Origin of the sequence: Cyclobacterium sp. 1_MG-2023 (genome assembly GCF_030546805.1) — a bacterium.
Lineage (GTDB): Bacteria > Bacteroidota > Bacteroidia > Cytophagales > Cyclobacteriaceae > Cyclobacterium.
In genome coordinates this window covers 122,283-146,856 of record NZ_JAUOPC010000002.1, presented here as the reverse complement: position 1 = coordinate 146,856, position 24,574 = coordinate 122,283, and the positions used below count along the sequence as shown (strand labels likewise).

Below are 24,574 nucleotides of genomic sequence, written 5' to 3'. Positions count from 1 at the left end.
TTCCATCAAGGGGGGATTTTCATTGGAATTCAGGAGGCATATGGGTGAGGAGTCATGTCTACTAGGTTAACTTCGGTGGAGATTTTGTCAGCATTGTTGCAGAAAAATGGCAACAATACCGCCAAAATCGATATCATCTATTTCACTAATCCGGTGGCTGAAGCCACTGGCTATAATCCTATCACTCCTAAAGGGGTTTTCGGTTGGCGTTAAGATTAATGGGTAGCTTTGGTAAAAGGCTATACCGTTGTGATTTTGTCAGTATTGTTGCGAAAAAAAAGGCAACAATGCCGCCAAAATCAAGATGGGTGGATCATTTTATCCCAAGGGCTGACACCCTTGGCTGAAATATTGCGCCCTTTTAGGGCTTGGTGTTGTCTTAGAATTTTATGTGCATTTTTTGGTAAAATATAGCCGTTGTGATTTTGTCAGCATTGTTGCAGAAAATGGCAACAATGCCGCCAAAATCAAGATGGATGGGTCATTTTATCCCAAGGGCTGACACCCTTGGCTGAAATATTGCGCCCTTTTAGGGCTTGGTGTTGTCTTAAAATTTGATTTGCGTTTTTTGGTAAAATATAGACGTTGTGATTTTGTCAGTATTGTTGCGAAAAAAAGGCAACAATGCCGCCAAAACCAAGATGGGTTAATCATAATTTAATCCGGTGGCTGAGGCCACCGGCTATAATCATTTCACCCCTAAAGAGGTTTTCGTTTGGCGTAAAGATTAATGGGTAGTTTCGGTAGAGAATAAACCCGGATTATGTAATAGGATTCGTAATGAGTGTTGCAATCGCAAGAAAATCAGGCTGTTTTGATATTTTAGCATAGCACCGCTATGGTGAAATTGAAAACAGCAACGAAGTGGCTGATTTTGAAGCGATTTCAGCACGTAATAGATTGTCTATTGCATATTTCGGGTTCAATAGGTTGAGAAATTTAGGTTCATTCAGTGAGTTGATAGTTGGATAGACTTATACATTACGACAGCATGTTATTCCAGACATTTCCGGCCTTCAAAGCTTATGGTTTTTGGTGCAGGATGGAAAGCGTTAAAAAAATGAGTTAGCTCCAATTGGGAGATCCACTCATTTTTAGCCTGGAATTCTGTACAAAAAATCAAATGATGGTAATGTAAATGAAATATTTTCCATACACCTTGTCCATCATTTGAAATAAGATTTGACAGCCTTGATTTTTTTGGTTCGTTTTTTTATCAAGAAAAAAATAAACAGTGGATATTCAGAGAAATCACCCCGTCCCCGTAAAATTCAGATTATAAGGTCAATTCATTACCAAAAGAAAACAACGATCATGAGGAAGATGGGTGGATCATTATTTAATCCGGTAACTAGGGCCACCGGCTATAATCATTTCACCCCTAAAGGGGTTTTCCTTTGGCGTAAAGATTAATGGGTAGTTTCGGTAAAAGGCTGTACCGTTGAGATTTTGTCAGCATTGTTGCAAAAAAAAGGCAACAATACCGCCAAAACCAAGATGAGTGGATCATTTTATCCCAAGGGCTGACACCCTTGGCTGAGATATTGCGCCCTTTTAGGGCTTGGTGTAATCATAGGACTTGGTGTACGATTTTGGTAATTCTGCAATCCTACTTATTGCAGCATCATAATCTTGTATTGTATTAATTGGACTAAATCCAAAATTAAATTGTTTTGCATTAATTTTATGTAGCAGAAGAAAACCAAAAATCATATCTTGCACCTGCCAAGGGAAAAGGGAAGAAAGCAAAAATTCATACCTAAGCAGTTATAGAACCTGCTGATATAAGGCTTACTAATTCGTACCTCTCGCTCTCCTATTTATCCAAGCATACTGCCCCTTATGCAATCCAGCTTTTTGAATCGATGATCGATAGATAAAGCTTAAATAAAATTTAACATTATTGCTTCAAAATAAATATTTAAAAAATAATGATGAGTTCCAGCAAAAAACCTCTAGCTCTCTTTATACTCTTTTTATTCTTTTTTCAAGCCTCAAAGGCGCAAACTAATCAGAAGATCAAAGATCAACTCCAAGCCATTTCAGAAGATAATATTTTTATTTCTGAGGATTACTTTAATTGGGGAGGTTCCATTCTAAAGGGTGAGGATGGACAGTATCACCTGTTTTACTCCAGATGGCCAAAGTCCAGCCAATTCACCGGATGGTTGATTTACTCAGAAATAGCCCATGCAGTTTCAGACAAGCCAAGCGGGCCGTGGAAATATAAGGAAACAGTCTTAAAAGGGCGAGGAAAGGGTCATTGGGATGCCATAACAGCACATAACCCAAAAATCAAAAACTTTAATGGGAAATATTATTTGTACTATATCTCCACCAATATGGGCGAAGACGACAGCTATTCCGACAAAGAACTCCAAGAAACCAGTACAACTGGCTATAGTCATCCCAACTGGAAAATCCTACGCCCAAACCAAAGAACCGGTGTTGCAGTTGCTGAAAGTCTTGATGGCCCTTGGGAGCGATCTGACAAGCCGTTGATTGAGCCATCAGGCCCAATAAGTACTTTAACGGTAAATCCTGCAGTTGATCAGGGAAAGGACGGAAGGTATTACCTAATTATCAAAGGAGACAAGCCTAATGATGAAAATTTTGTACGCAATCAAGCCATGGCCATAGCTGATAGCCCCAAGGGACCTTTCATCATTCAACCAAAGCCTGTAATCGATTATATGGATACTGAAGACATGTCTTTATGGTATGACCAAACAAGAGAGAAATACTATGGGATTTTTCATTCCCATACTTTTATAGGTCTGGTAAGCTCTACGGATGGTATTCATTGGGAAAAAACGGAAGATTTTGAGATTATGACCAAAGCCATCCCTACCCTGCGAGGGGAAGACATCAAGCCCGACAGGATGGAAAGGCCTTTTGTGTATCAAGAACAAGGAATAGTGAAGGTATTGGGACTGGCCTGCAAGGTGGGAAACGAATCCTTTATTGTAACCATTCCTGTAAAAGAAAATGCTCAATATTAAAATGTATTTAAGAACGTTGAATCGGAATAGTTAACTTTTCTATACTATATTGGTAGTACGGATCCATTGAATTTAGTGAAATCTTAATTTTATCCAGTATCGAAACCTTGCCCAGTTCAAAAGGCTAAAATGGTAAATGAGCATTGGATGCGTGTCCATACTAAAATCAGCACCTTTCATGGCATGAAGGAAAGGCCAAAATATGCATATACTTATTATGCCAACCAAATAGCTATAGAATAATGATAAAACTACCTGTAAAATTTATCCTATTGGGCTTTCTATTTGTAGTGTCTTTAGGCGCAGTACATGGATCGGGAATTCCTAAAAAGAAAAAACAACCTAATATCGTTTTCTTCTTTGTAGGTGACATGGGATGGCAAGATACTTCGGTACCATTTTATAAAGAAGTCACTGCACTCAACGAAAGGTATCAAACTCCCAATATGGAGAGATTGGCCCGAGAGGGAATGAAATTCACACAAGCTTATGCCAGTGCAGTCTGTACTCCTTCTAGGATAAGTTTAATGACGGGAATAAATGCTGCCAGACATAAGGTTACCAACTGGACCTTAAAAAAAGACGTATCACCTGATAGTGATCACGAGGTGGTAAAATCCCCCGATTGGAACCTAAATGGCCTGAGCCCTGTCCCTAATATTCCTCATACCTTCTTTTATGCCGAGAACTTACCGCTGCTATTGAGTCAAAATGATTATAGGACCATTCATGTGGGGAAAGCACATTTTGGGGCATTAGGCACGCCAGGAGAGAACCCATTAAACTTGGGTTTTGACTTAAACATTGGTGGAAATGCAGCAGGTGGCCCTGGGAGCTACCTGGGTACACATAACTTTAGCGGAGCTTGGAAAGGTCGGGGCAACCCTTTATTGGATTTACCCGGCCTGGAAGCTTATCATGGCGAAGCCATTTACCTAACTGAAGCACTGACCAGAGAAGGACTAAAAGCAGTTTCAAAGGCAGTGAAGGACAACAAACCTTTTTACCTGTACCTATCACATTATGCCAATCATCCTCCTAGGGAAAAAGATGACCGCTATTACCAAAATTATATAGATCAGGGGCTAAACGAACAGGAGGCTACCTACGCGTCAATGATTGAGGGCATTGACAAATCCTTGGGAGACATTATGAATCACCTGGAAAAACTCGGTGTGAATGACAATACGATTGTTGTTTTTATGTCTGACAATGGTCCCCATCCGCAGGCACCTCAAAACCTTCCTTTGAGAGGACATAAATTAGGCCCATATGAAGGAGGAATCAGGGTCCCCGTATTGGTCAAGTGGCCAGGTGTGACCAATCCGGGAACAGTTTCAGATGATTGTATTATCATCGAGGATATTTTTCCAACCTTTTTAGAAATGGCAGGACTTAATAGCTTGGCAAATAAAAGTATAGATGGCCAAAGCTTTGTTCCTCTTTTAAAAGGGGAGGGTTCTAATTCTGGGGACAGACCACTACTTTGGCACTTCCCTAACACCTATTACACCCCACCTTACAGTGTCGTCAGAAAGGGAAACTGGAAGCTGATCTACTACCATGTGGATCAAAAATTTGAATTGTTTAACTTAAGAGATGATATCAGTGAATCCACAGAGCTAAGCAAGACCAATAAGACTAAAACCAAAGAAATGGCTGAATTGATGACGATATTATTGAAAGAGACCAAAGCACAAATGCCAACAATAAACGCTACCGGGCAATTCGTACCCTATCCTGATCAGGTAAAAAGTCTGCGTTAAGGAGATTTTGTCAGCATTGTTGCGAAAAAAAAAGCAACAATACCGCCAAAATCAAGATGGATTGGTCATAATTTAATCCGGTGGCTAGGGCCACCGGCTACAAAAATATCACCCCTAAAGGGGTTTTCGTTTGGCGTATAGATTAATGGGTAGTTTCAGCAAAAGGCTGTTCCGTTGTGATTTTGTCAGCATTGTTGCGAAAAAAAAGCAACAATACCGCCAAAACCGATTGGCATTTTATTCAGGTTTCCGTGGGTTGACACCACACGGTTGTTTGTGTTGAAGCCTTTCAGGCTTCTTCGGAAATTGTAAAATTCACCTTGACATCAATTTTGGGAAATTGCATTCCGACTAGGTGTAATTTATAATTACACCTTTATATCAATAGCTATGAACTTTAGAAAAGTCATATTAAAAGGCCATTTGCAATGGTCTAATCAAAATCATCTCAGAAAATCATATTTATGTTAGCATTGGCATTATCCTCTGTGTCCATGGAATGTATAACTTAAAAAATGTCAGCAGACATTAACGGTCTAGTAATGTATCTAGCTGTGACAATCCACCGAAACATGAACTGCCACGGATAAAAAATTTTTAAGATAAAATGAAGTTTTATCCATTTTTAACTTTGTTAGGCTTGGTTTGGTTTGCTATTAGTCCACAAAAGTCTCTTTAATAATGGCTTTTAGTTCTTTTATCTCTGGTTTTGATAATCGACCTAAAGGCCTTACAATCCTTCCCTTATCAATTGTTCTAATTTGGTCAACTACAATCCAGCCAATTTTGTTATCATGCTTTACCTCAATTCTGGTGGGATAGTTTTTGGAGTGCGTTGTCATAGGAGCCACAACTAGGGTTCTGAGGTATTTATTCATTTCATTTGGAGAGACAATAACACAAGGCCTGATCTTTTTAATTTCACTCCCAATGGTAGGGTCTAGATTCACTAAGACGATCTGATATTGTTCTATTCCCATTCCTCTAGATTGTCCTCTTCAAAGACATCATTAATCAAAAGTTCATCGTCCCCATTTTCATTCATTTCTTTAAATGCCTTTTCCCAACCTTTTCTGGGAGTTGCCAATGGCCTCAAGACAATTTGATCTTCTTCAAGAATTAAGTCCATCCTATCTTTAATATTATAGCGCTCTATAAGCGTTTTACTAAGTCTAATCCCCTTAGAATTACCTATTTTCACCACTGATATTTCCATTTTCTTAAGACTTTATGTAATTACAAAGTTATCACTTCCGAGTTAATATCCCAAATTCTATTTAAACCGCTAGGCTGTAAATTCAAGGGATTAAAAATAGGGTTAACATAATAGTTTTCCAGTCAGGTGAAATTTAGAATACATGGTCAATTTCTACATCATGGAGATTTTGTCAGCATTGTTGCAGGAAAATGGCAACAATACCGCCAAAATCAAGATGGGTGGATCATTTTAACCCAAGGGCTTACACCCTTGGCTGTGGTTTTGCGCCCCTTTAGGGCTTGGTATTGTCTTAGGATTGTATATGCGTTTTTTGGTTAAATATAGACGTTGTGATTTTGTCAGCATTGTTGCGAAAAAAAGGCAACAATACCGCCAAAATCGATTGCATTACATATCTATTCCAGTGGCTGATGCCACTGGCTATAATCATTTCACCCCTAAAGGGGTTTTCGGTTTTCGTTAAGGTTGATGTCTAATTTCGGTAAAGAAATATATTGCTGTGATTTTGTCAGCATTGTTGCAGGAAAATGGCAACAATACCGTCACAACCGATTAGCAGTTTATTCAGGCTTCCGTGGGTTGGCACCACAGGGTTAATAGTGTTGAAGCCTTTCAGGCTTCTTCGGGTACTGGAAAATTTACCAGAAAAAAAAAATTAGAAAAATAGATTTCTCGGGGTATATTAAGTTAGTAATATCTCTGCTGGTATTTTTAACTCCTTATAAAGAGATTTAATCATTCCTAAGGTCAACTTTCTTTTTTTATTAAGCACCTCACTAACTCTACTTTGACTGCCCAAATATTTCACCATATCCGAATTTGTCATTCCCATTTGCTCCATACGAAATTTAATGGCGTCAATTGGATCAGGTGGAGCAATAGGGAAATATTTCATTTCGTAAGACTCAATTAAAGTCACCAATAAATCGAGCTCGTCACCTTCTGGAGTGTCTTTTTTTGCTCCCCACAATTCTTCAATCCTGCCTATAGCCAAATCATAATCTTGTTCTGTTTTAATTGGACGTATTTCCATCATCAAATCGTTTTTGCATCAATTTTATCATACTGCTTATGTGTCCCAATAAATCTTATGAAAATCACTTGGAATTCATAATCAATTGCAACTACCAATCTGTAATCATTGCCTTTAATATTAAAAACTACTCTTCCATCACCAACAATACTTGCGTTACTATATTGTTTTTTTAATTCATTTGAGTTTTTCCAATCTGCAGTTTTAACATCGTAATACCAAGCTTTCAAGGAAATCTCAGAATCAGCATATTCTGGTTTTTCGAAAAACGCTCTTATCGTTCTGAACGCGATGATTCTCATTCTACAAATATATAAAAGATAGTTAAATATCCCAATTTGGGATATTTAACTATCCAATTGTTAGACACCTGTTTTCCAATGTAATACAATCTACATAGAAAGTGCGCTTTTCATCTTCTCCCTCTACTCTCAACTAAAATAACAAAAGAAATTTGGTCGGCATTGTTGCAGAAAAAATGGCCACAGTACCGCCAAAATCAAGATGGGTATAATCTTCCTTACCAAGGGCTGACACCCTTGGCTGAGATATTGCGCCCCTTTAGGGCTTGGTATTGTCTTAGGATTTTATGTGCGTTTTTTGGTTAAATATAGACGTTATTATTTTGTCAGTATTTTTGAGGAAAAAGGCAAGAATACGACCTGAACTCAATCATCAAGCATTTCATAGTCTTGAATTAGTGTTTGAGCTGAAATTCCCAGCTCTTGATTGAGCTTCCGGATCATCGTAATACTCAATTTACGCTTTCCCTTCAAAATTTCACTCGCTCTACTTCTGGACCCAAGTAATTTACTAAGTTCACTTTTGGACATTCCCAATTGATCAATTCTAAACAATATGGCTTCGATTGGATTTGGAGATTCAATGGGATACTTTGTTTTTTCATAGGCCTCTATAAGGATACTTAAGACCTCCAATTCATCCGATTCTTTGGAATTTGGCTTTAAGTCCATTTGCATCAGCTCATATGCACGAGCAAGATAATTGTCATGATCTTTGTTAGTCTTTATTGGCTTTAACATATGTCACAGTTTTTGAATTTATTAAATCATATTCCGCATGATTACCAAACCATACAACAAATACAATTTTCAAGCGATATTCAATGTCTACAATTAGTCTAAATTTATTGCCATTAATATTGAAGACAGTTCTCTTCCCAGTTATTATTGATGCATTTCTGTATTTCACCTTTAAATCTTGAGGTGTTTCCCAAGAAGACTGTTCTACTTCTTGTAACCAAGATTTAAGAGCTTGTTCAGTATTTGGATACTTTTCCCAATATTCTCGTATTGTATTTACAGCAATCACCCTCATAAACAATACAAATATAACAAATGTTCCCATATTGGGTTCATTTTAGTGCTTCTTTCCAATAGAAAAATATTTTTAACCTTCTCTTTTCATGCTAAAAAGATTTTGTCAGTATTGTTGCAAAAAACAGCAACAATACCGCCAAAATCAAGATGGGTATAATCTTCCTTACCAAGGGCTTACACCCTTGGCTGAGATATTGCGCCCATTTAGCGCTTGGTGTTGTCTTAGAATTTTACGTGCATTTTTTGGTAAAATATAGACATTGTGATTTTGTCAGCATTGTTGCAGAAAAAGGGCAACAATACCGCCAAAATCAAGATGGATTGATCATTATTTAATCCGGTGGCTAGGGCCACCGGCTACAAAAATATCACCCCTAAAGGGGTTTTCGTTTGGCGTAAAGATTAATGGGTAGCTTCGGTAAAATGCTGTACCGTTGTGATTTTGTCAGTATTGTTGCAGAAAATGGCAACATTATCGCCAAAATCAAGATGGGTGGATCATTTTATTCCAAGGGCTGACACCCTTGGCTGTGGTATTGCGCCCCTTTAGGGCTTGGTGTTGTCTTAGGATTTTATGTGCGTTTTTCGGTAAAATATTGACGTTGTGATTTTGTCAGCATTGTTGCGAAAAAAAGGCAACAATACCGCCAAAATCAATTGGTGTTTTAATCACTAATCCGGTGGCTAGGGCCACCGGCTATAATCATGTCACCCCTAAAGGGGTTTTCGGTTGGCGTAAAGATTAATGGGTGGTTTCGGTAAAGGAATTTTTGTTGAGATGGGTATAATCTTCCTTACCAAGGGCTGACACCCTTGGCTGTGGTATTGCGCCCCTTTAGGGCTTGGTGTTGTCTTAGGATTTTATGTGCGTTTTTCGGTAAAATATAGACGTTATTATTTTGTCAGCATTGTTGCAGAAAAAAAAGCAACATTGCCTCCAAAATGGATTGCATTACATATATCTATTCCAGTGGCTGATGCCACTTGCTATCATCTTATCACCCCTAAAGGGGTTTTTGATTGGATTAAATGTTACTATGTGAATTTAGTAATAGGCAAGCCTAACAAAATCAATTGGCGTTCTTTCACTAACCTAGTGGCTGAAATCATATCTCCCCTACCGGGCTTTGGTGCTTTCATAGAGCCATATATGCAACTTCGATGAAGAATAAAAGAAGAAATTTTGCTAGCATTGGTGTGGAGAAAATGGAAACCATGACGGCAAAATTGGTTACTTGATTAGTCCCTGATACTTGCCCATCCAATAGGGCAAAAGCCAGTAAACCGGTTCTTTCTCCTCTGAGGGATTGCCGGAAACAGCCAAATAGGGATTGTTGTCCCAACGCATGGTGCGGTATTCACTGGGCGGCCTTAATTCATTTACCTGAATCTCTTCCAAAATCGGAGACCTCACCAATTGTAGGTCTTCTCTCTTGCCATTGTCTATGCGCCAATCTACCAAACTCAGGGGAGCATCCTGCAAAAAGAAAATAGAAGCTTCCAGTTCGTCAGCTCCTCCCGTCAAAAGATTGTAGGTGAGATTTAGCAAGGGACTTCGGGTATCTTTGAATTTAGCAAACCATTGATCCAAATGCTTGCGGTATTCGGCCTTTAACTCAGCATCTTCTTCCAGGTTAATAAGTGCAGGGTAAGTGTAAAGGGCCATGTATATGTCAAAATAGGTCTCAAAAGCCGGATTGGTGGTATACAATTGCTTGGCATTTTCCAAATACCCCTCTTCTTTGATTAACTTTATATAGGCTTCCTGATAAGCTGCTTTGCCGGTAATCGCGTGGGCAAACTTGAGAAATGACAGTATCTCCAGCGAATTCAAGGGTTTCTCCGGTGACCATTCAGGATCATCATTCAGGCTTTTAGGCGACCATACACCCCATTTTGCGGGCTTGCCATCTACGCCTACCAGATAGAAATCATTCCTCAACAAGTGATCCATTATTTGTTCCACATGGGCTGCTATTCTTTGTTTCTCGGCCTCATCGGCCACGAGAAAATAATACCAGTAATACCCAAAAAAATGTCCCGCAAATTCATCACTGCTGGTATCTCCCTTCCATAACCATTTCCCATCCTCTGATGGATGCCAACGAACTTCTACAGGTTTAGTCCGTGGATTGTTGACAATTGCTTCTGCCAATTCCCTGTCGGTATAAGTCCTGTTCATGTCGTGCATGGGCCTGTCCCAGTCTACCGGAACCACTGTCCTAGCAAAAAAGCCTTCTCTACCGGTGACTTCACGCAAAAGGTGCAAAAAGTCAAAGGCTTTCTTGGCCCTTACTTTGGCTTCCTCACTACCGGTGACCGCATAACGAAAAGATTCCATGGCCAAATACATGGCCGTATATTCCCCGTCATTGTCGTCGTCATCAGGCACTATGCTACTCGTATCTCCCGGCACTTCCAGCTTAAACCTTGCGACAATTCCGGGTTCCCTAACATGTCTTGAAATCAACTGACCATAGAAATAATCTGCCTTTTCGGCCAAAGTCATTTCTTTTCTTCCAATAAGACTCACGCCATCTGAAGTCGCTACCCAGGCATTTCCATTGGCATCAAAATCAATGTCTCTTACCTCATCCGCCCGTAACCAACGCTTGCTTAAGCGGACGGAATAATCATTTTCTCCCGGCTGAAAGCGGGTAATCCCATAATCAGTTCCTACCCACATTTTGCCGTCAGGCGCTTTCTTCACCACATTTACATTTACATTAGTAATGCCATTGGAAGGTTCTTTTTTATCAATGACCTTATCTCCTTTTCTGATGGTTACTCCTCCAAGCCCTCCAACCCAAAGGTTCCCCTCATCATCAAAATCCAAGCCCTTGACGTAAGCACTGATCAGGTCTTCATTTTTCTGATAGGCTGATGTTTGCTCTTCATTGCAATGGTACAATCCTATATCGGTTCCAAGCCAAAGTCCGGCATTCTTGTCCGTAAGTACGGTGCGAATGCTCCTGGCATTGGTAAAATCCTTGGACTTCCATTCATTCTCGCTGTACAGCCAAATCCCATAAGGTCCAAATGCATAGACACCTTCGGCGGTACTGAGTACCTTAGCGATAGGAGGTTTTGGTCCGGGAACTTGCACCAGTGCATCATTCTCCAATGCGTAAACCCCATCCCATGAAGCCAGCCAAACCTTGCCTGAAGCTTCTGAATCCAGGTCATAAGCCGGCCCTACATTTTCTTCAGGAAGCATTTGTTCCCAATCGGCACCTGTTTTAGGCTTTCTGTAAACACCATGCCCTGTAGCAATCCATACGTTTTGATCAGGAGCAAGATGAATGGCACGCACATCATTGGCGGCGGGCATATCTTTATGAACCACAAAACCTTTATGGTATTCCTGTACAAAGGCTGTATCGGTATGGCTTGCCGACTGCCCTTCTTTAGTAATGTCCGCCTCAGTAGATTTCCCACAGCCCATGGCCATAAAGGCCATCAATAGGCTTAGGGTATTGATTTTAATAATCGTGTTCATGTTTTGGTACTTGTATTGAAAATGGCGGGGATACGCACAATTGGGAATCGTAATTGGGATTAAGAATTAAAGCGCTCCATGATTTCTTTCCAGTCGGTGAAAATAATGCCTTCTTCTTCGAAGAACTGCTTCATGTCCGGATCAGCGAACATTTCCGCTTCCCAAATCCTTTGTTGCCAGGAGCCGGTGATGGTTTTCAACTGTTCAGTATCTGCGGAGGGATGAAAAATGATTTCTGTTAATCCCGGTTTGAGTGACCTGATCAAATGCTTAAAGGCTTCCTTTTTTTCCTCATAGGTATCTGCCTTGGGAGCACTGGTAAAAAAGTCCAGCTTAGGCAAGGTGTATGTAGCCATAAAATCAACCACCTCATCGGTAATGGGGTAACCTCCTTGTCTAAAAATCTCCAATACTTCAGGGTTTGAAAGGTCAATGGCATTGGCCGGAATACCGTATTCAATGGCCATTTTTAGGTAGACAATGGCATATTTGGGATCTCCATACAAGGTGCCCATATGGGTGTCAATATGATCGGGACGGTAACCTAGGGCAAGGGATTTTTCAATCTGAGCCCTAACTTCTGTGGCCACTTCTTCTGCAGAAGCATGGGCAACCACCTCTTCTACAGAGCGCCATAACATCCCTTCATCATCAATAAGCCCGGGTACTTCCTCCGCCGGAGCCACAGAAGGCCAACGCCAGGTTTTCCACTCACTGGTCAAAGCAAGGTGCAAGCCAAGGTCTATTTCAGGATGCTCAATGGCCCAGGCAATGATCTCTTCAAAATTAGGACAGGGAGGCATGGCAGCGGCGGACTGTATGTCTCCGGCCATCAGCATTGCTTTGGCAGCGGTATTGGCTTCGGGGCTCATGCCAATGTCATCTGCATGCAGCATAATGACTTTCTTCCCTTCCGGGTAACCCAGTCTTTCTGCCCAATTGGCCGGGGTTTTGGTCTCGGTTTCTTGTACTTCAGCAGAAGTATTTTTTTGACCACAGGAACTTACCATTAATAGCGATGCCAGAAAGAGGCTATAAAATATCTTGATTTGCATAACTTTTTCTTTTTACTACTCAAAAAGAAGTGTTTATGACTAGTTGGGGGAAGTGGAATGTGGGGTATTTTGGATACAGGGTTGATTATGGAATAAAAAACACTCTATGGGAAAGCATTTAATAAATCCCCTACGAGGCCTCAGTCTCCAAAAAGACTGATTTTCTTGGGATGGCAACCCTTCCCATAAACTCGGGAAATCCTAATACAAAATCCGGGTTAAAAAGTTGCTTATGTTGCCCAAAAATTATTGAAGGGTGCAGTTGAAAGCTTTGATACTGCACCCTATTTTTTTGTCCAAAGCCACTGGAGATTGCACTAAAAACCATTAAAGTTCCGGTTTTGTCCATTAGCCTTGTCAGTTTTTGGTGTGCTGAAGCAGTTCCCTGTCAGTAAATCAGAGTGAAAAAAGACCACAGGGGTACTTCTGAAGTCCCCATTTGGTGTTTTGGAGTAGTTGTTTAAGCTTATACTCCGGTAGAATTTTCTAACCTGATGCCATTCTGCTAACGGCAAATTTTAGATGGCATTTAAAAATCTTCCCATTTGATCATAGATCACCAGAAAACAATAGCAATAGCCAAATGCCACCAAACACTTGGTTATCTCCAGCCCCTCTTTCCCTTATCCTGTACCATTACAGTCAGGAAAAATTCTTATGGCCTAAAATGGTTAAGTTCTATTTCTGATTTTTCGATTTCCTCAATGGATTTGATCAATTTATCATACGGCTTAAGTTCGCTTTTTTTCAAATTACTATTGAGCCTATTCTGCTTATCCCTGAGTAAAATTGCATCCTGAAGAATTTTATTTTTTTGCAGGTAATCCTGCTCATTATTTCCCGCATTATGAATGGAGTTAAGGCTTGTGAAATATTCTATATCAGAAGAAGAAATAAGTCCTTTGTCGAAATTTTCTAAGAACAGAGAAGGAATCTCATTGTTGGCCCATCCGCCGGATGGTGTATCCACTACAACAATTTTCGGTAATACTTCAATTCCTCCAGGAAGCTTCCCATTCAAAGAAAAGCATTGTTCTTTTATGGCCGAATGATTGTTTTTTTTGACGGTGTCAAAAAACTGAAATGCTTTTTGGAAGGTGTCAGAACCATGAAGGTTTGCATTGGCCTCCCAAATATGATAAAAAGTATTCTGGTAAATCAGGACTGAGGATTTATTACCTTCTCGCTGCGCTGATTCACTTAGCTGTGTCAACACTTTTACAGTTGTTAGTAATTCTGTATTATTTTGGGAAAGGCACTTGAAGCTTACACAGATAAAAAATAAAAGCACTAAGTTTTTCATGGTTTTGAAATATTAAAAAGGTGAGGTTACTACTTTTAAAGTATCGGCATTGTTGTCATCTTGATTGAGTGTAGAATCATTGACAGTTTTATAGATTATAGGATAAGGAGCAAAATCATCTTTGCTTCCAATGGTATACATTATAAGAACGGTCCCCATTACCAAAGCCAGTATACCGGGGGACATTGTGGCTAAATTTAAAGACCAAATATTTGAAGTCAATTGTAGGTCGGTTTTGTTTCTCAAACTATAAAACGCAACGCCTAAGCCTAAAAACATAATGGCAAAACCGGAAAACAAGCCCACGGACCTTTTAATCATGCTCATATGGATATGGTAAGCATGAATCCTATAAGTTGGTTCTTGAATTCCGTCTATTTCTATGGCAAATACTGTCTGTTTGTACCATTCAATGTTCTCAATTAAAAAAACACCGATAATGTATAATATCACCAAACATGCAATTGTTAATACCCATGGCAATAACCTGCCCCACACACTGTCTTCAATTCTAGTTTCATCTGTTGCCATTATTATTGTGCTTTAGTTTGGTTAAAAAATGTATCAAAAGATTTAATATTTTATGTTGCCTTTTTAGATTGCCCCTATTACAAGCCAATATTTAAGCGATCACCAAAAATCCTCTTGTAAATTAATTAAGTTGACTTAATTCCGGAAGTTTTTGCGGATAAAGAGGATTAAAAGTTTTCCAACGAGAAGATTTTGTCAGCATTGTTGCGGTAAAAAGGCAACAATGCCGCCAAAATCGATGACATTTATTTTCACAAATCCGGTGGCTGAGGCCACTGGCTATAATCCTATCACCCCTAAAGGGGTTTTCGGATGGCGTAAAGATCAATGTGTGGTTCCCATAAAGATAGTTCCGTTGAGATTTTGTCAGCATTGTTGCAGAAAAAGGCAACAATACCGCCAAAATTAAGATGGGTATAATCTCCCATTCCAAGGGCTGACACCCTTGGCTAATATATTACGCCCCGGCAGGGCTGCGGTAGGTATTAGGACTTAATGTGCGTTTTTGGTAAGGAGTAGACGTTGAGATTTTGTCAGCATTGTTGCAGAAAAAAGCAACAATACCGCCAAAATCAGGATGGATTGATCATTTCATTCCAAGGGCTGACACCCTTGGCTGATATATTACGCCGCGGTGGGGCTTGGTGTTGTCATAGAATTTTATGTGGGTTTTTCGGTAAAATATAGGCGTTTTGATTTTGTCAGCATTGTTGCGGAAAAGGGCAACAATACCGCCAAAATCAGGATGGGTTATATCCCCATTTCCGTGGGAATGACAGCCATGGTTACTATTATTGAAGCCCTCAAGGTACTGGACAAGTATTTATCTTTTCAACTTATTCCAGGGTATACCTTACCGTAAAATGTCCACTATTATTGGAAACATCCCTTTCATTCATTCTCAAGTAGAGAAAGCCGGATTCTTGGGCTTTTATGGTCTTTCGGCGTCCTATTTGAAACCATTTCCCATCCTCTCCTATCTTACCCATGAGCATCCCATGGCGAAATGAAGGGACAATATTGAAAGATCTCCAGCCATCAATTCCATCAGGTTTTGTCGTTAATATCCCCACCCTAATGGTGCCGGAAGCTTGAAAATTAATGGTTTGACCTTTTTCTATTTTAACATCTGTCATGTTTGAAAATGAGGAAACTTGTAAGGTATTGGCATCCTCACGTTCAGCCAATATTGTACCGCCTGCATCCGAGTTATATTCCGCTCTAGCGATTAATGTTCCATCGTCCTTAACAAAATAGGAATACATTGTTCTCCCACTATTGACATAGCGATTGTAAGGTTTCGGTGACTCAAATGGGTCTTTTGCTGTTTTCCAAGCATTCCTAAAATCAGTAACTAATTCCAACTGAAACAAGGCGATAATTTCTTTCGGTGCATTTGGCATACGGAATTCTACATCGGAATTCGTTTTTTTTATCGTCAAAGCACTGGCAATTATAGAAAAACCATTGCGATCTTTGAATCTTTCCAGGGTTGAAATATTATCGTCATCCTCTCTCCAATACTCCATTTTCTCTACTACACGAATAAACTGGCTGGCTTCACTCTCGCTATATTTTTTATTGTCTTCATTGATGAGGTCCAAGTATTCTTGCAAAATATAATGTAGTTCTTCGAAAGTGGGGATTTTAGTATTGTATACTTTCTCTGCTTCTTCTCTTAAGGATGAAATAAGCTTTTTATTTTCTTTGAATTTATTTTCTTTTCTTAAAGCGATGCGTTGTCGTTCTTCTTCTTTTTCACGTAAATATTTCTCAATCGCCTCTTTTCTGGAAGCAATGTATTCTTTGAGCTTTTCGATGTTTAAAGTTGAGCTAGTGTTTGCGATATAGGTTTTGGAAAGGTTCTCGAGTTCCTTTATTGTATAAAACCCTTCGGCTTTTTTGGCTATTTCATAGGCATTGTTTGAGATTAAGTCAGCTTTTTTCTTTCTATAGACTGCATACAAAGATTCAACGGAATTGTAATTTTCATATTGGCTATAGCTGGCCTTCAGGTTATCAAAAACGCCATTTACTTGGGCTATATCCCTAATATTAAAGCTTATATTTTCAAGCTTATTCTTTTCAGCAGCGGAAAGCGTTTGAAGAATTTTTTCTCTTTTATTTTCAATCATTGCATTCAGTTCTGTTTGAACGCTTGAGCTTGCATGCTGATAAAGTTGACGATTCTCGTATTTGAAGTTATTTAGTTCAGCGAGAGATTTGAAGGTCTCCGGCAAATTGCCGATATGATTTTTCTTCAACAACAGGTCATTATCTGCCGCTGCCCCTTTTTTAGAATTGATTAAATCTAAAACTCCCTGGACTTCCAATGTTGTCAATAGACCAAAATTGTCATTGACCGATGCTTCTTGTTGAATAAGTCCATTAAAACTAGCACCATTATTTAGTTGTGATAAAGTTTCTTTAAGCTGAATTCTTTGGGAACTGATTTCTCTGACATGATTTTTTGCAGCTTCTAGGTTTGAAAAGAGGAAAAATTGGTACAAATAATCCCTCAACTGCCAGCATCCATCAACATTAGTACATTTGAACAGCTTCTTTTTAAGTTTTTCAAGGTCTTTTTTACTCAGCTCAGTGAAACTCTTTTTGCTAATGGTTAAGAAGTATTTATCAGAAATAAGGTTGTAAGCTATGCGGTCGAATAGCAGCCTTTCCTTTGTTGGCTTATCAAAGGAAGCTTGGGGAAATTCTTTAATGACTGTCCCATACAATGCTGAAAAGTCTTTGCATTTCTGTGCTTTAATATTTGCTGAGATGAGACAAATAATGACACAGAGAAGTAGCTTTCTCATTTTTACTTGTTTTTAATTACAAGATGCTGTTGAAAAGGAGGCTATTGGGTCTGAGGGCGGGTAGGAGCCAAAGTAAATCTCTACATTGGACGCGTTGTTTTCATCCCCAATATAATAGACTGCTTCCCAGTAAATTGTCTTGGAACTCCCTAATTCGGCGGCTTTTTCTGTGGGCACATTGGCTGTATAGCGGCAGTTTTTCCCGTTCACCGACCCAACATTGAAAGTAAAGGTTTCTGTGTTGAAGTTATATTTGGGCACATTTTTCGGAGTAATGGAGACAATACTTTTTCTTCTGATTTCCTCAGACCAAGCATTTAAAGCCGAAACAACGCCTTGTTTTTCCAGTTCTTTTGTAATTTCTATCCTTTGAAATTTACTTTTTTGAGCATTGGAATTGAGGAATCCCTTAAGAAATTTCCTCTCACCTTTATCGCTCAGCAAAGTTTTTAAATGATCAAAGTAGGCTTTTGAGGCCGGCTTACTATCTTTTATCTGCCAAAGTGCATTGATCTGTTTTTGGTTTTTCTTGACTGCTTTTACAAATGAATGGTTGTTGTTCAGCCTTACACCGTACCCTTGATTTTTATAATAAACAATTTTGTCGTTTAGGGTATTGCAAGAAAAATCCTCCAAGTACTTATTCTCAAATTCAATCGTGTAACTTTTGAAATGACGGGCATGTACGCCAAGAGGCTTGGGAATAGAGCTCATGGTAAACAGCGCCGCCAAAACCATTAAAAAAGCCTTTTTCATTCTATTCTAGTTTTATGATGGTTTGAGGGGATCTAAAACTGGTCATAATGGGGAGGTCAGGCTGTATTTACCTTAGGCCTAAAATAAGTAAGATCTAACAATATAGGAAGTGTTTTGGAGGATTTTTTAAGTGAAAAATTCGTTTTTCAGAAATTTTAATTGATTTAATACGGCAGAAGCCCTAACCATGTATACCGGTTCAACTCAAAATATGCAATAGTCCATCTATTAGGTGCTAAATTTTCCAAATTGCCTGATATTCTAGCGATTACATCCCTGCACGTAAAAACAGGGTATCCTATTAAATAACCCGGATTAAAATTGCGGGGATGGGTAGATGATTCAGGTGGAAGATGGGTTGATCATTTTTTAGCAAGGGCTGAATGATTTTGTCAGCATTGTTGCGGAAAAATGGCAACAATGCCGCCAAAGTCAAGGTGGATTGGTCATTATTTAATCCGATGGCTAGGGCCACCGGCTATAATCCTATCACCCCTAAAGGGGTTTACGGATGGCGTAAAGATTAATGGGAGGATTCGGTAATGAGCTGTGACCCGGCAGCATCCTAAAATTAGATGGTAATCCTTTTAAAATGAATTTATTATCTTTCAGGCATTTACCATCAATTTTTCCGAAGCCATTTTTGTCCCTTCCACACGTGCTGCTATTTTAGCAAATGCAGTCTCACGACTCGTGGCAATATCATCTCCAAATGGAGAAAACCCACAGTCGTCAGTAGTTCCTAACTGGCTAACAGGTATGTATTCTGCAGCCGTCATTATTCTATCACAAACCATTTCAGGGGTTTCCACAACTTCGTTGATCACATCAATCACTCCTATATAAACCCTTTGGTTGGCTCCAAGATTTTCACCTATCATTTTCAAGGCCTTTGGCGCATCTTTTTCATTGGCCATTTGCATGTAGAAATTACCACAATTTAGGGAAAGAAATAGCGGAATTAATTCTGTATAGCTCACATCAGCACTGTGGGTACTGTCATGATCACCTCCCGGACAGGTGTGAAACCCTATCCGGCTTCTTTCTTCATCTGTAAATCTACTTAACACTTTATTGTTAAGCTCTATAAATTGTTTCAACAGTGCTTTGGAAGGATCAAGTTTAAGGGAAAGCCTTGCCTCAGTGAAATCCACCTGTACATGATGAGCTCCATTGTTAAAGCAACTCCTAATATCGCCTTCTGCCTGGTTGATTAAATCTTCAATAAACTGAGACTGGGAGTAATCAGGCAATCCCTCTTCTGGGTACAGAAGGCTCAAGGCTGAAGCAGAGATTACGGCCTGCTTTAAGGGGAGGTTGGTAAACTTTTTTGCTCTTGGAAGATAATTCCCAGCAAAGGTGGAATAAGAAAACGGTCCCTTGGTCAACTTTGGTAGTTGGCGGCTATGCCCATCTTCAAAAGGAATGGTCACACCTCCCGGAGCTAAATTATCAAGCCCATCTAAGGGATAAGTTACAAAGCTTGTTTTGGCCTGTTCCCCGTCGGTGATGATGGTGGAGCCGGTATTCTCTAAAGCTTCAATCGTTTCCTTTACTGCCTCATCCAAATATTTATTTATATCTCTAACGGATAAATTACCTTCAGAAAAGGCAACTATAGCTTCTTGTAATTTTTGGGATCGAGGAACACTTCCTACTGATTCCGTTGGTATAGTATTCATTTGGTCCAGATTAATCATTTTTCGTTTTTTTGCATTCTATAAGTTACAAAAGAAGAAAGCCAAAACCTTTGCCTAGAATTAAAATGATCAGCCATGCTATTTCTACAATAAAACAGCCATAACAATGATCAAAACAGGCAACAGCATTGCCTCCTTACCCTAGAACAAATGATTATATTGTCTTTCATTCAGGCATTTAGTAACGGTTATTCGTTCGCTACTATATAAATACAAGATTAATTTAGGTAAAGAATCGTCAATTAGGACAATTAAATAACACTTTTATCAAGGAAATAGCAAAAGATTCACGCTTTAATATTAAAATAAGTATCAATGTTTAAACCCAAATCGTGAGCCAGCCATTCTATTTCACTTATTATTAGGGCTCTTGCTTTAGAATTAATTTCAAAAAAAAACCTGCAAATCCAATTGGAAGTGCAGGTCTTTCATGTATAAAGTATTTTTTCTTAGAATGCGCCAATAAAGTGGTTACCCGGCTGATTGATTAACTTAGCACCTTTGGTCACCTGATTGGTTTGGCTGTCTAAAATATAAATATTTCCATCTTGTCCAAGAGGTGAAATTGGTAATATCAAGTAGTCTCCACTTACCAAAAAGCTTTGGAACTGATTAAACCTCACATCAGGATCATCAGGTAATCCCTGCACAATAGAAGCAGTCTTTTGGTTAAGGTCCATGCGAACTACATACCCCTGGTCTTCTTCACCATGACGAATCAATGCGTAACCAATGCCCTTGCTTACATACCTCCACGCATCCACATAAGTGTCTGTTAGTCCAAGTGCATCATCAAGACTCAAGGCATAAGAATTGTCATATTCGTTGTTAGAGCCAATTCTCAAAATATGGGAACCATTGCTATTTCTGGTGGTAGCCTGATAAATGTACCCATCATCAGCTAGTTGGTTGACATTACTTCTATAGCCGGAGCAATCTCCATCAGCCTGTGTAGAAGTAATAAGCGTAGGGTTTTCTAAGGAAGGATAATCCACAACAAGGGTTTTGGTACCCAATCTATCCCATTCCGTTTCTCTTTCACCAGTTGCAGGATCGTATTTCCTCATCCAAGTACCGATAAGCAATTTATCACCGGCTTGATTTAAAACAGGGGCATCTAATCTAAAAATTGCATGACCTGCAAGTTCTTCTTCAGTGGACAAAGGAAGTTCATAAGTTTTGTAGTTTGAAATAAGGGTTTCTTGCAAATCCAAATCCAAAACTGTAGCGGTTCCTCTATAATATTTAAATTCTTCTTCAGGGTTTCCTTCCTCTGAATTATTGGCAGCAAGATTGGCTATATTTACTGCAATCCCATTTTTATCTCCATTGTACAGTTTGCTCCACCTTGGAGAAGTTCCTGCATACTGAGAAATATTAACCGTAACATCTTCTTGGACAAAGCTTGCGCCTCCACGGATGTCAAACTTGGCATATTCACCACCATTTTCACCGCCATAAGCAATATTAAACAAAGTACCTCCATCTTGAGAAACCTGTAACCTGGCAGTTCGGTTGGATTTTACCGGTTCCCCATCATTAAAAATGTCTATTTCTGTTTCCGGATTGATGGCATCTTCAAAACTGACCGCATAAATATTCGTTCCACCATTCCCATCTCCGGCGGTTTCTCCCATAAAAGCTCCCGCCAAGGTCAACCAGCGATCCGCCTCTATTTCATCATCATCATCATCAGGTGTCACATCATCTTCGACACAGGCTCCCATGGATACCAATGCAGCTGCCATTCCTAGGGAAAGTAATCTTTTACTTAGATTAAAATTTTTGAACATTATTCTATATGTATTTATATTTAACATGGTTTATCTAAAATTTCCTATGGTATAATTAAGCTTGACATAAAGTGCTCTACCCGGTTTTTGGACGGCAAAGTTATCATAGACCTGCTTGTCGAATACATTTCGCAAATCCACACTAACTGCCAACTTTCGATCAGGAAAAGTGTAGGTAGCACCTATATCATTGATGTATTGGCGTGGGGTTCTGAAATCTTCAATCTCTAACCAGGTGGTATAAAACCTATCTACAAAGCCGAAATAGTGCGACAATCTCAACAAAGAACCTGATTTCACTACATCTCTTAAAGTATAGTCAATTGAACTATTTATGGTGAAGAAAGGCTCATTGGGAATCTGTTGTCCATAATTGGCATAGACATTTCCATTGGAATCAAACTTGGTATTGTATTGGGAGTTGAATTTGGAAACGTTCAATATGGCCCTAAAAGAATTCCTATGGGCATATTTCACCTGTCCTTCAAATCCAATGGATTTGGTTTTACCTAAATTTTCGAAGGGATTAGTCTGAACGGCATCATTGATCCTTGGGTTTATTTGTTGAATAATCTTGTCTTGGGTATCTCTGATAAAACCTGTACCGGTGAATGAAAAGGTGTGAGATCGGTGTTCAAAGTCTCCTAAAATAAAACCTAAGTTCAGATTATCGCTTATCTCCGGCCGAATGCCTAGATTCTCAACGATATTGTCACCGGGACTACCAAAAATCTCTCCCTCTGACGGCATCCTTACTGCTTTTTCTGCAGATGCCAATATGGTTAAAGGTCTGATTAGCCTGTAAGAAAAAGCTGCCCCATATCCGGTAGTATTTCTGCTACTCTTCACGCGATCTTCTATGCGAGTAGTGGTTCCATTTTCTTCCACCAGCATGGGATCCATTCTATCAATCCCTTGGTAATAGTACTTACCAAAAACGCTCCCCTTTAATTTGGACTGTAGCATATCCAGTTCGTAACTAAGAGAGGTAATGCTTTTCTGCAGGTCACGCGTACCTATAAATTCTCTTTCTACAGCACTTTTCATAAAGTCCTGTTCGTCTCTATCCATGGAATAATAAGACTGCCCCAAAAATATTTTATGATTTGGATTGATTTCATAAGTTGCTCCAGCACGAAAAGTGGCCACCTTTCTGTCAATATGATTCATGGTAGGAGCCCCTTGTTGTGCACCGGAGGGTCTTAGAATCGGGTTTCCATCCAGCCCTAAACTCATTTCTCCAAACCAATTGTAATTCCACTTGACTGTATCTGTCACCACCTCATTTATTTTACTCAAAGAGCCGGTAAAATTGACATCGAGGCCTTTGATGCCTAAATCCTCTTTCAAATAGGTCAGCCCCAAAACATGAGACTGAGAAGTACCAAATCGCCCTTCATAAGGTATAGACATATAAGTACCATGTTGGATTTCATTATAATCGTCGGATCCGGTATAGCTTAAGAAAAATTGATCTGCCCATTTTACATTGGTATACCCCAAATCAACCTTTCCACCTACAGAACGATAGGCATCATTGAAGCGCTTGGCACGTACATAATCATACCTTCCGTTCGCCAAAATATTCCTTACAAATTTTCCCCACACCTCATAATCATTGTCAGATGAATTGTAAAAGGCGGAGACTTTTGTGGTAAAACCTGTGGCTTCATCTCTATAGGCCGCATTTACATTGCTCTGAAGCGTATTGAAAGAACCATAAGAAACCGAGGCTGAAAGGTTGTTAACCACTCCTTTTTTTAAGATTACATTGATTGCACCTCCCAATGCATCGTCTGCCAGGTGTGCGGGAATAACTCCTTTATAAACTTCAATCCGCTCAATTAATGCCGGGGGGATACTATTCAAACTAAAAGAAGAACCGTAAGTAGAAATGGAAAGTCCATCAATAAATATTTTTACGGAATTACCTGACATTCCATTTAGATTATAATCTACCCTTGAGCCCAACCCTCCATTTTGCCTAACTTTGATCCCCGCAGTTCGGTTAAGCAAGTCATTGGTCTGTAGGGATTGCAAGGCAACTTTTTGGGTTTCCACAACTTCCACAGCAAAGCCCTTGGTTTCTATTTCGCTTTTAACAGATTGTGCTTGTACGACAACTCCATCCAGATCGGTGGTAGATTCTGTCAATAAAAAGTCCAACTGAACAACTGCCTCCTCAACATCAACTACTATATTTTTGGAATCCTCTTGGTAACCCAAGCATGAAAGCATAAGCTCGAAATTACCTTTAGGGACATTTTTGATTTGATAACTACCGTCAATCGATGAGATGGCATGATATGGACTGTCTTTAATTCTAACAATTACTCCCGGTATTGGATTTGATCTTGAATCAAGAATTTCACCTTTTATGGTGGCGGCATGAAGAGATTGTGCCTGAGAAGCAAGACCCGAAAAAATCAGAACGGTAATCAACCCTAATCGTAAATATCCTGATAATAAAGTTATCTTCATGCCTTTCATTCGTATGGTTAAGCGATCAATTTTTAAAATTGATACCTACTTTGCTTTACTTGATGTTATTTATCCAAACCTAATCAAGAGTGCCTTTTTTGACAGATCTCCTTTCCTAACTTGGGAATATGCAGTTCGTAAAACCTGCCTCTATTTAGATTTAGTCTAATTGAATGCAATATTACGGATACCCATTTTTTTATGCAATACTTATTTAGATTAATTTTTAATTAGATTAAAAAATATTCCAAAAACGCTATTTAAATCAATCTAATGGGGT

General features: G+C 39.3%; 21 protein-coding genes. 5 read left to right on the top strand and 16 right to left on the bottom strand.

Translation table 11 applies throughout. The features are described from left to right. The first annotated feature begins 54 nt into the window (after nucleotides 1-54). The 3 genes from Q4534_RS02990 (at nucleotide 55) to Q4534_RS02980 (ending at nucleotide 4,768) form a co-directional block, all read left to right on the top strand. Nucleotides 55-213 carry a hypothetical protein gene (locus tag Q4534_RS02990; RefSeq protein ID WP_303611690.1) on the top strand — a complete coding sequence of 53 codons (159 nt, stop codon included), beginning with the start codon at nucleotides 55-57 and terminating at the stop codon, nucleotides 211-213. 1,718 nt (nucleotides 214-1,931) lie between these two features. After that, on the top strand, nucleotides 1,932-3,002 hold the full coding sequence (locus Q4534_RS02985) for a glycoside hydrolase family protein (RefSeq protein ID WP_303611689.1): 1,071 nt from the start codon (nucleotides 1,932-1,934) through the stop codon (nucleotides 3,000-3,002). Nucleotides 3,003-3,244: 242 nt separating this feature from the next. After that, nucleotides 3,245-4,768: a sulfatase gene (locus Q4534_RS02980; RefSeq protein WP_303611688.1), complete on the top strand. Its 1,524-nt coding sequence runs from the start codon at nucleotides 3,245-3,247 to the stop codon at nucleotides 4,766-4,768. Between the two features lie 656 nt (nucleotides 4,769-5,424). Here the strand turns inward: Q4534_RS02980 and Q4534_RS02975 are convergent. Then, nucleotides 5,425-5,748, bottom strand: coding sequence for a type II toxin-antitoxin system PemK/MazF family toxin (locus Q4534_RS02975; RefSeq protein ID WP_303611687.1), 324 nt, complete (start codon nucleotides 5,746-5,748; stop codon nucleotides 5,425-5,427). Beyond that, a complete protein-coding gene (locus Q4534_RS02970; RefSeq protein WP_303611686.1) occupies nucleotides 5,739-5,984 on the bottom strand; it encodes an AbrB/MazE/SpoVT family DNA-binding domain-containing protein in 246 nt (81 codons plus the stop codon). The genes Q4534_RS02975 and Q4534_RS02970 overlap by 10 nt, the downstream gene beginning before the upstream one ends. A 126-nt stretch (nucleotides 5,985-6,110) precedes the next feature. Here Q4534_RS02970 and Q4534_RS02965 point away from each other — a divergent pair, with 126 nt between their 5' ends. Further along, nucleotides 6,111-6,305, top strand: a complete 195-nt coding sequence (locus Q4534_RS02965) for a hypothetical protein (protein WP_303611685.1) — start codon at nucleotides 6,111-6,113, stop codon at nucleotides 6,303-6,305. A gap of 364 nt (nucleotides 6,306-6,669) precedes the next feature. Here Q4534_RS02965 and Q4534_RS02960 read toward each other — a convergent pair whose 3' ends face one another. The 11 genes from Q4534_RS02960 to Q4534_RS02910 form a co-directional block, all read right to left on the bottom strand. Continuing rightward, the gene (locus tag Q4534_RS02960; RefSeq protein ID WP_407933566.1) at nucleotides 6,670-7,023 is read right to left on the bottom strand and encodes a type II toxin-antitoxin system HigA family antitoxin; all 354 of its coding nucleotides are present in this window, start codon (nucleotides 7,021-7,023) and stop codon (nucleotides 6,670-6,672) included. Further along, nucleotides 7,023-7,322 (bottom strand): type II toxin-antitoxin system HigB family toxin, encoded by a 300-nt coding sequence (locus Q4534_RS02955; protein ID WP_303611684.1) that lies wholly within the window; start codon nucleotides 7,320-7,322, stop codon nucleotides 7,023-7,025. Before Q4534_RS02955 ends, Q4534_RS02960 begins: the two co-directional genes overlap by 1 nt. A 366-nt stretch (nucleotides 7,323-7,688) precedes the next feature. Further along, the gene (locus Q4534_RS02950) at nucleotides 7,689-8,063 is read right to left on the bottom strand and encodes a type II toxin-antitoxin system HigA family antitoxin (RefSeq protein WP_303611683.1); all 375 of its coding nucleotides are present in this window, start codon (nucleotides 8,061-8,063) and stop codon (nucleotides 7,689-7,691) included. Next, nucleotides 8,041-8,388: a type II toxin-antitoxin system HigB family toxin gene (locus tag Q4534_RS02945; RefSeq protein ID WP_303611682.1), complete on the bottom strand. Its 348-nt coding sequence runs from the start codon at nucleotides 8,386-8,388 to the stop codon at nucleotides 8,041-8,043. The genes Q4534_RS02950 and Q4534_RS02945 overlap by 23 nt, the downstream gene beginning before the upstream one ends. 1,203 nt (nucleotides 8,389-9,591) lie before the next feature. Continuing rightward, nucleotides 9,592-11,859, bottom strand: coding sequence for a regulator (locus Q4534_RS02940; protein ID WP_303611681.1), 2,268 nt, complete (start codon nucleotides 11,857-11,859; stop codon nucleotides 9,592-9,594). A gap of 59 nt (nucleotides 11,860-11,918) precedes the next feature. Further along, nucleotides 11,919-12,914 (bottom strand): polysaccharide deacetylase family protein, encoded by a 996-nt coding sequence (locus Q4534_RS02935; RefSeq protein ID WP_303611680.1) that lies wholly within the window; start codon nucleotides 12,912-12,914, stop codon nucleotides 11,919-11,921. A gap of 130 nt (nucleotides 12,915-13,044) precedes the next feature. Then, on the bottom strand, nucleotides 13,045-13,263 hold the full coding sequence (locus Q4534_RS02930; protein ID WP_303611679.1) for a hypothetical protein: 219 nt from the start codon (nucleotides 13,261-13,263) through the stop codon (nucleotides 13,045-13,047). Between the two features lie 306 nt (nucleotides 13,264-13,569). After that, nucleotides 13,570-14,217 carry a hypothetical protein gene (locus Q4534_RS02925; RefSeq protein ID WP_303611678.1) on the bottom strand — a complete coding sequence of 216 codons (648 nt, stop codon included), beginning with the start codon at nucleotides 14,215-14,217 and terminating at the stop codon, nucleotides 13,570-13,572. Nucleotides 14,218-14,229: 12 nt separating this feature from the next. Continuing rightward, nucleotides 14,230-14,748 carry a hypothetical protein gene (locus Q4534_RS02920; RefSeq protein WP_303611677.1) on the bottom strand — a complete coding sequence of 173 codons (519 nt, stop codon included), beginning with the start codon at nucleotides 14,746-14,748 and terminating at the stop codon, nucleotides 14,230-14,232. 836 nt (nucleotides 14,749-15,584) lie between these two features. Next, nucleotides 15,585-17,564, bottom strand: coding sequence for a hypothetical protein (locus Q4534_RS02915; protein WP_303611676.1), 1,980 nt, complete (start codon nucleotides 17,562-17,564; stop codon nucleotides 15,585-15,587). A 12-nt stretch (nucleotides 17,565-17,576) separates the two neighbouring features. After that, nucleotides 17,577-18,320 carry a hypothetical protein gene (locus Q4534_RS02910; protein ID WP_303611675.1) on the bottom strand — a complete coding sequence of 248 codons (744 nt, stop codon included), beginning with the start codon at nucleotides 18,318-18,320 and terminating at the stop codon, nucleotides 17,577-17,579. Between the two features lie 383 nt (nucleotides 18,321-18,703). Here Q4534_RS02910 and Q4534_RS02905 point away from each other — a divergent pair, with 383 nt between their 5' ends. After that, complete coding sequence (locus tag Q4534_RS02905; RefSeq protein WP_303611674.1) at nucleotides 18,704-18,847, top strand: hypothetical protein; 144 nt, start codon at nucleotides 18,704-18,706, stop codon at nucleotides 18,845-18,847. Between the two features lie 81 nt (nucleotides 18,848-18,928). Here the strand turns inward: Q4534_RS02905 and Q4534_RS02900 are convergent, their stop codons facing one another. The 3 genes from Q4534_RS02900 to Q4534_RS02890 all read right to left on the bottom strand — a co-directional run bounded on the left by Q4534_RS02900 (nucleotide 18,929) and on the right by Q4534_RS02890 (nucleotide 24,294). After that, nucleotides 18,929-20,002 carry a 5-methyltetrahydropteroyltriglutamate--homocysteine methyltransferase gene (locus tag Q4534_RS02900; RefSeq protein ID WP_303611673.1) on the bottom strand — a complete coding sequence of 358 codons (1,074 nt, stop codon included), beginning with the start codon at nucleotides 20,000-20,002 and terminating at the stop codon, nucleotides 18,929-18,931. Between the two features lie 467 nt (nucleotides 20,003-20,469). Further along, the gene (locus Q4534_RS02895; protein WP_303611672.1) at nucleotides 20,470-21,840 is read right to left on the bottom strand and encodes a hypothetical protein; all 1,371 of its coding nucleotides are present in this window, start codon (nucleotides 21,838-21,840) and stop codon (nucleotides 20,470-20,472) included. Between the two features lie 3 nt (nucleotides 21,841-21,843). Further along, on the bottom strand, nucleotides 21,844-24,294 hold the full coding sequence (locus Q4534_RS02890; protein ID WP_303611671.1) for a TonB-dependent receptor: 2,451 nt from the start codon (nucleotides 24,292-24,294) through the stop codon (nucleotides 21,844-21,846). Between the last annotated feature and the right edge of the window lie 280 nt (nucleotides 24,295-24,574).

Bases quoted from the DNA above. Each gene is read 5' to 3' on its own strand.
- Q4534_RS02990 (WP_303611690.1), top strand. From the start codon at position 55: ATGTCTACTAGGTTAACTTCGGTGGAGATTTTGTCAGCATTGTTGCAG.
- Q4534_RS02985 (WP_303611689.1), top strand. From the start codon at position 1,932: ATGATGAGTTCCAGCAAAAAACCTCTAGCTCTCTTTATACTCTTTTTA.
- Q4534_RS02980 (WP_303611688.1), top strand. From the start codon at position 3,245: ATGATAAAACTACCTGTAAAATTTATCCTATTGGGCTTTCTATTTGTA.
- Q4534_RS02975 (WP_303611687.1), bottom strand. From the start codon at position 5,748: ATGGGAATAGAACAATATCAGATCGTCTTAGTGAATCTAGACCCTACC.
- Q4534_RS02970 (WP_303611686.1), bottom strand. From the start codon at position 5,984: ATGGAAATATCAGTGGTGAAAATAGGTAATTCTAAGGGGATTAGACTT.
- Q4534_RS02960 (WP_407933566.1), bottom strand. From the start codon at position 7,023: ATGATGGAAATACGTCCAATTAAAACAGAACAAGATTATGATTTGGCT.
- Q4534_RS02955 (WP_303611684.1), bottom strand. From the start codon at position 7,322: ATGAGAATCATCGCGTTCAGAACGATAAGAGCGTTTTTCGAAAAACCA.
- Q4534_RS02950 (WP_303611683.1), bottom strand. From the start codon at position 8,063: ATGTTAAAGCCAATAAAGACTAACAAAGATCATGACAATTATCTTGCT.
- Q4534_RS02945 (WP_303611682.1), bottom strand. From the start codon at position 8,388: ATGGGAACATTTGTTATATTTGTATTGTTTATGAGGGTGATTGCTGTA.
- Q4534_RS02940 (WP_303611681.1), bottom strand. From the start codon at position 11,859: ATGAACACGATTATTAAAATCAATACCCTAAGCCTATTGATGGCCTTT.
- Q4534_RS02935 (WP_303611680.1), bottom strand. From the start codon at position 12,914: ATGCAAATCAAGATATTTTATAGCCTCTTTCTGGCATCGCTATTAATG.
- Q4534_RS02930 (WP_303611679.1), bottom strand. From the start codon at position 13,263: ATGGACAAAACCGGAACTTTAATGGTTTTTAGTGCAATCTCCAGTGGC.
- Q4534_RS02925 (WP_303611678.1), bottom strand. From the start codon at position 14,217: ATGAAAAACTTAGTGCTTTTATTTTTTATCTGTGTAAGCTTCAAGTGC.
- Q4534_RS02920 (WP_303611677.1), bottom strand. From the start codon at position 14,748: ATGGCAACAGATGAAACTAGAATTGAAGACAGTGTGTGGGGCAGGTTA.
- Q4534_RS02915 (WP_303611676.1), bottom strand. From the start codon at position 17,564: ATGAGAAAGCTACTTCTCTGTGTCATTATTTGTCTCATCTCAGCAAAT.
- Q4534_RS02910 (WP_303611675.1), bottom strand. From the start codon at position 18,320: ATGAAAAAGGCTTTTTTAATGGTTTTGGCGGCGCTGTTTACCATGAGC.
- Q4534_RS02905 (WP_303611674.1), top strand. From the start codon at position 18,704: ATGATTTTGTCAGCATTGTTGCGGAAAAATGGCAACAATGCCGCCAAA.
- Q4534_RS02900 (WP_303611673.1), bottom strand. From the start codon at position 20,002: ATGAATACTATACCAACGGAATCAGTAGGAAGTGTTCCTCGATCCCAA.
- Q4534_RS02895 (WP_303611672.1), bottom strand. From the start codon at position 21,840: ATGTTAAATATAAATACATATAGAATAATGTTCAAAAATTTTAATCTA.
- Q4534_RS02890 (WP_303611671.1), bottom strand. From the start codon at position 24,294: ATGAAGATAACTTTATTATCAGGATATTTACGATTAGGGTTGATTACC.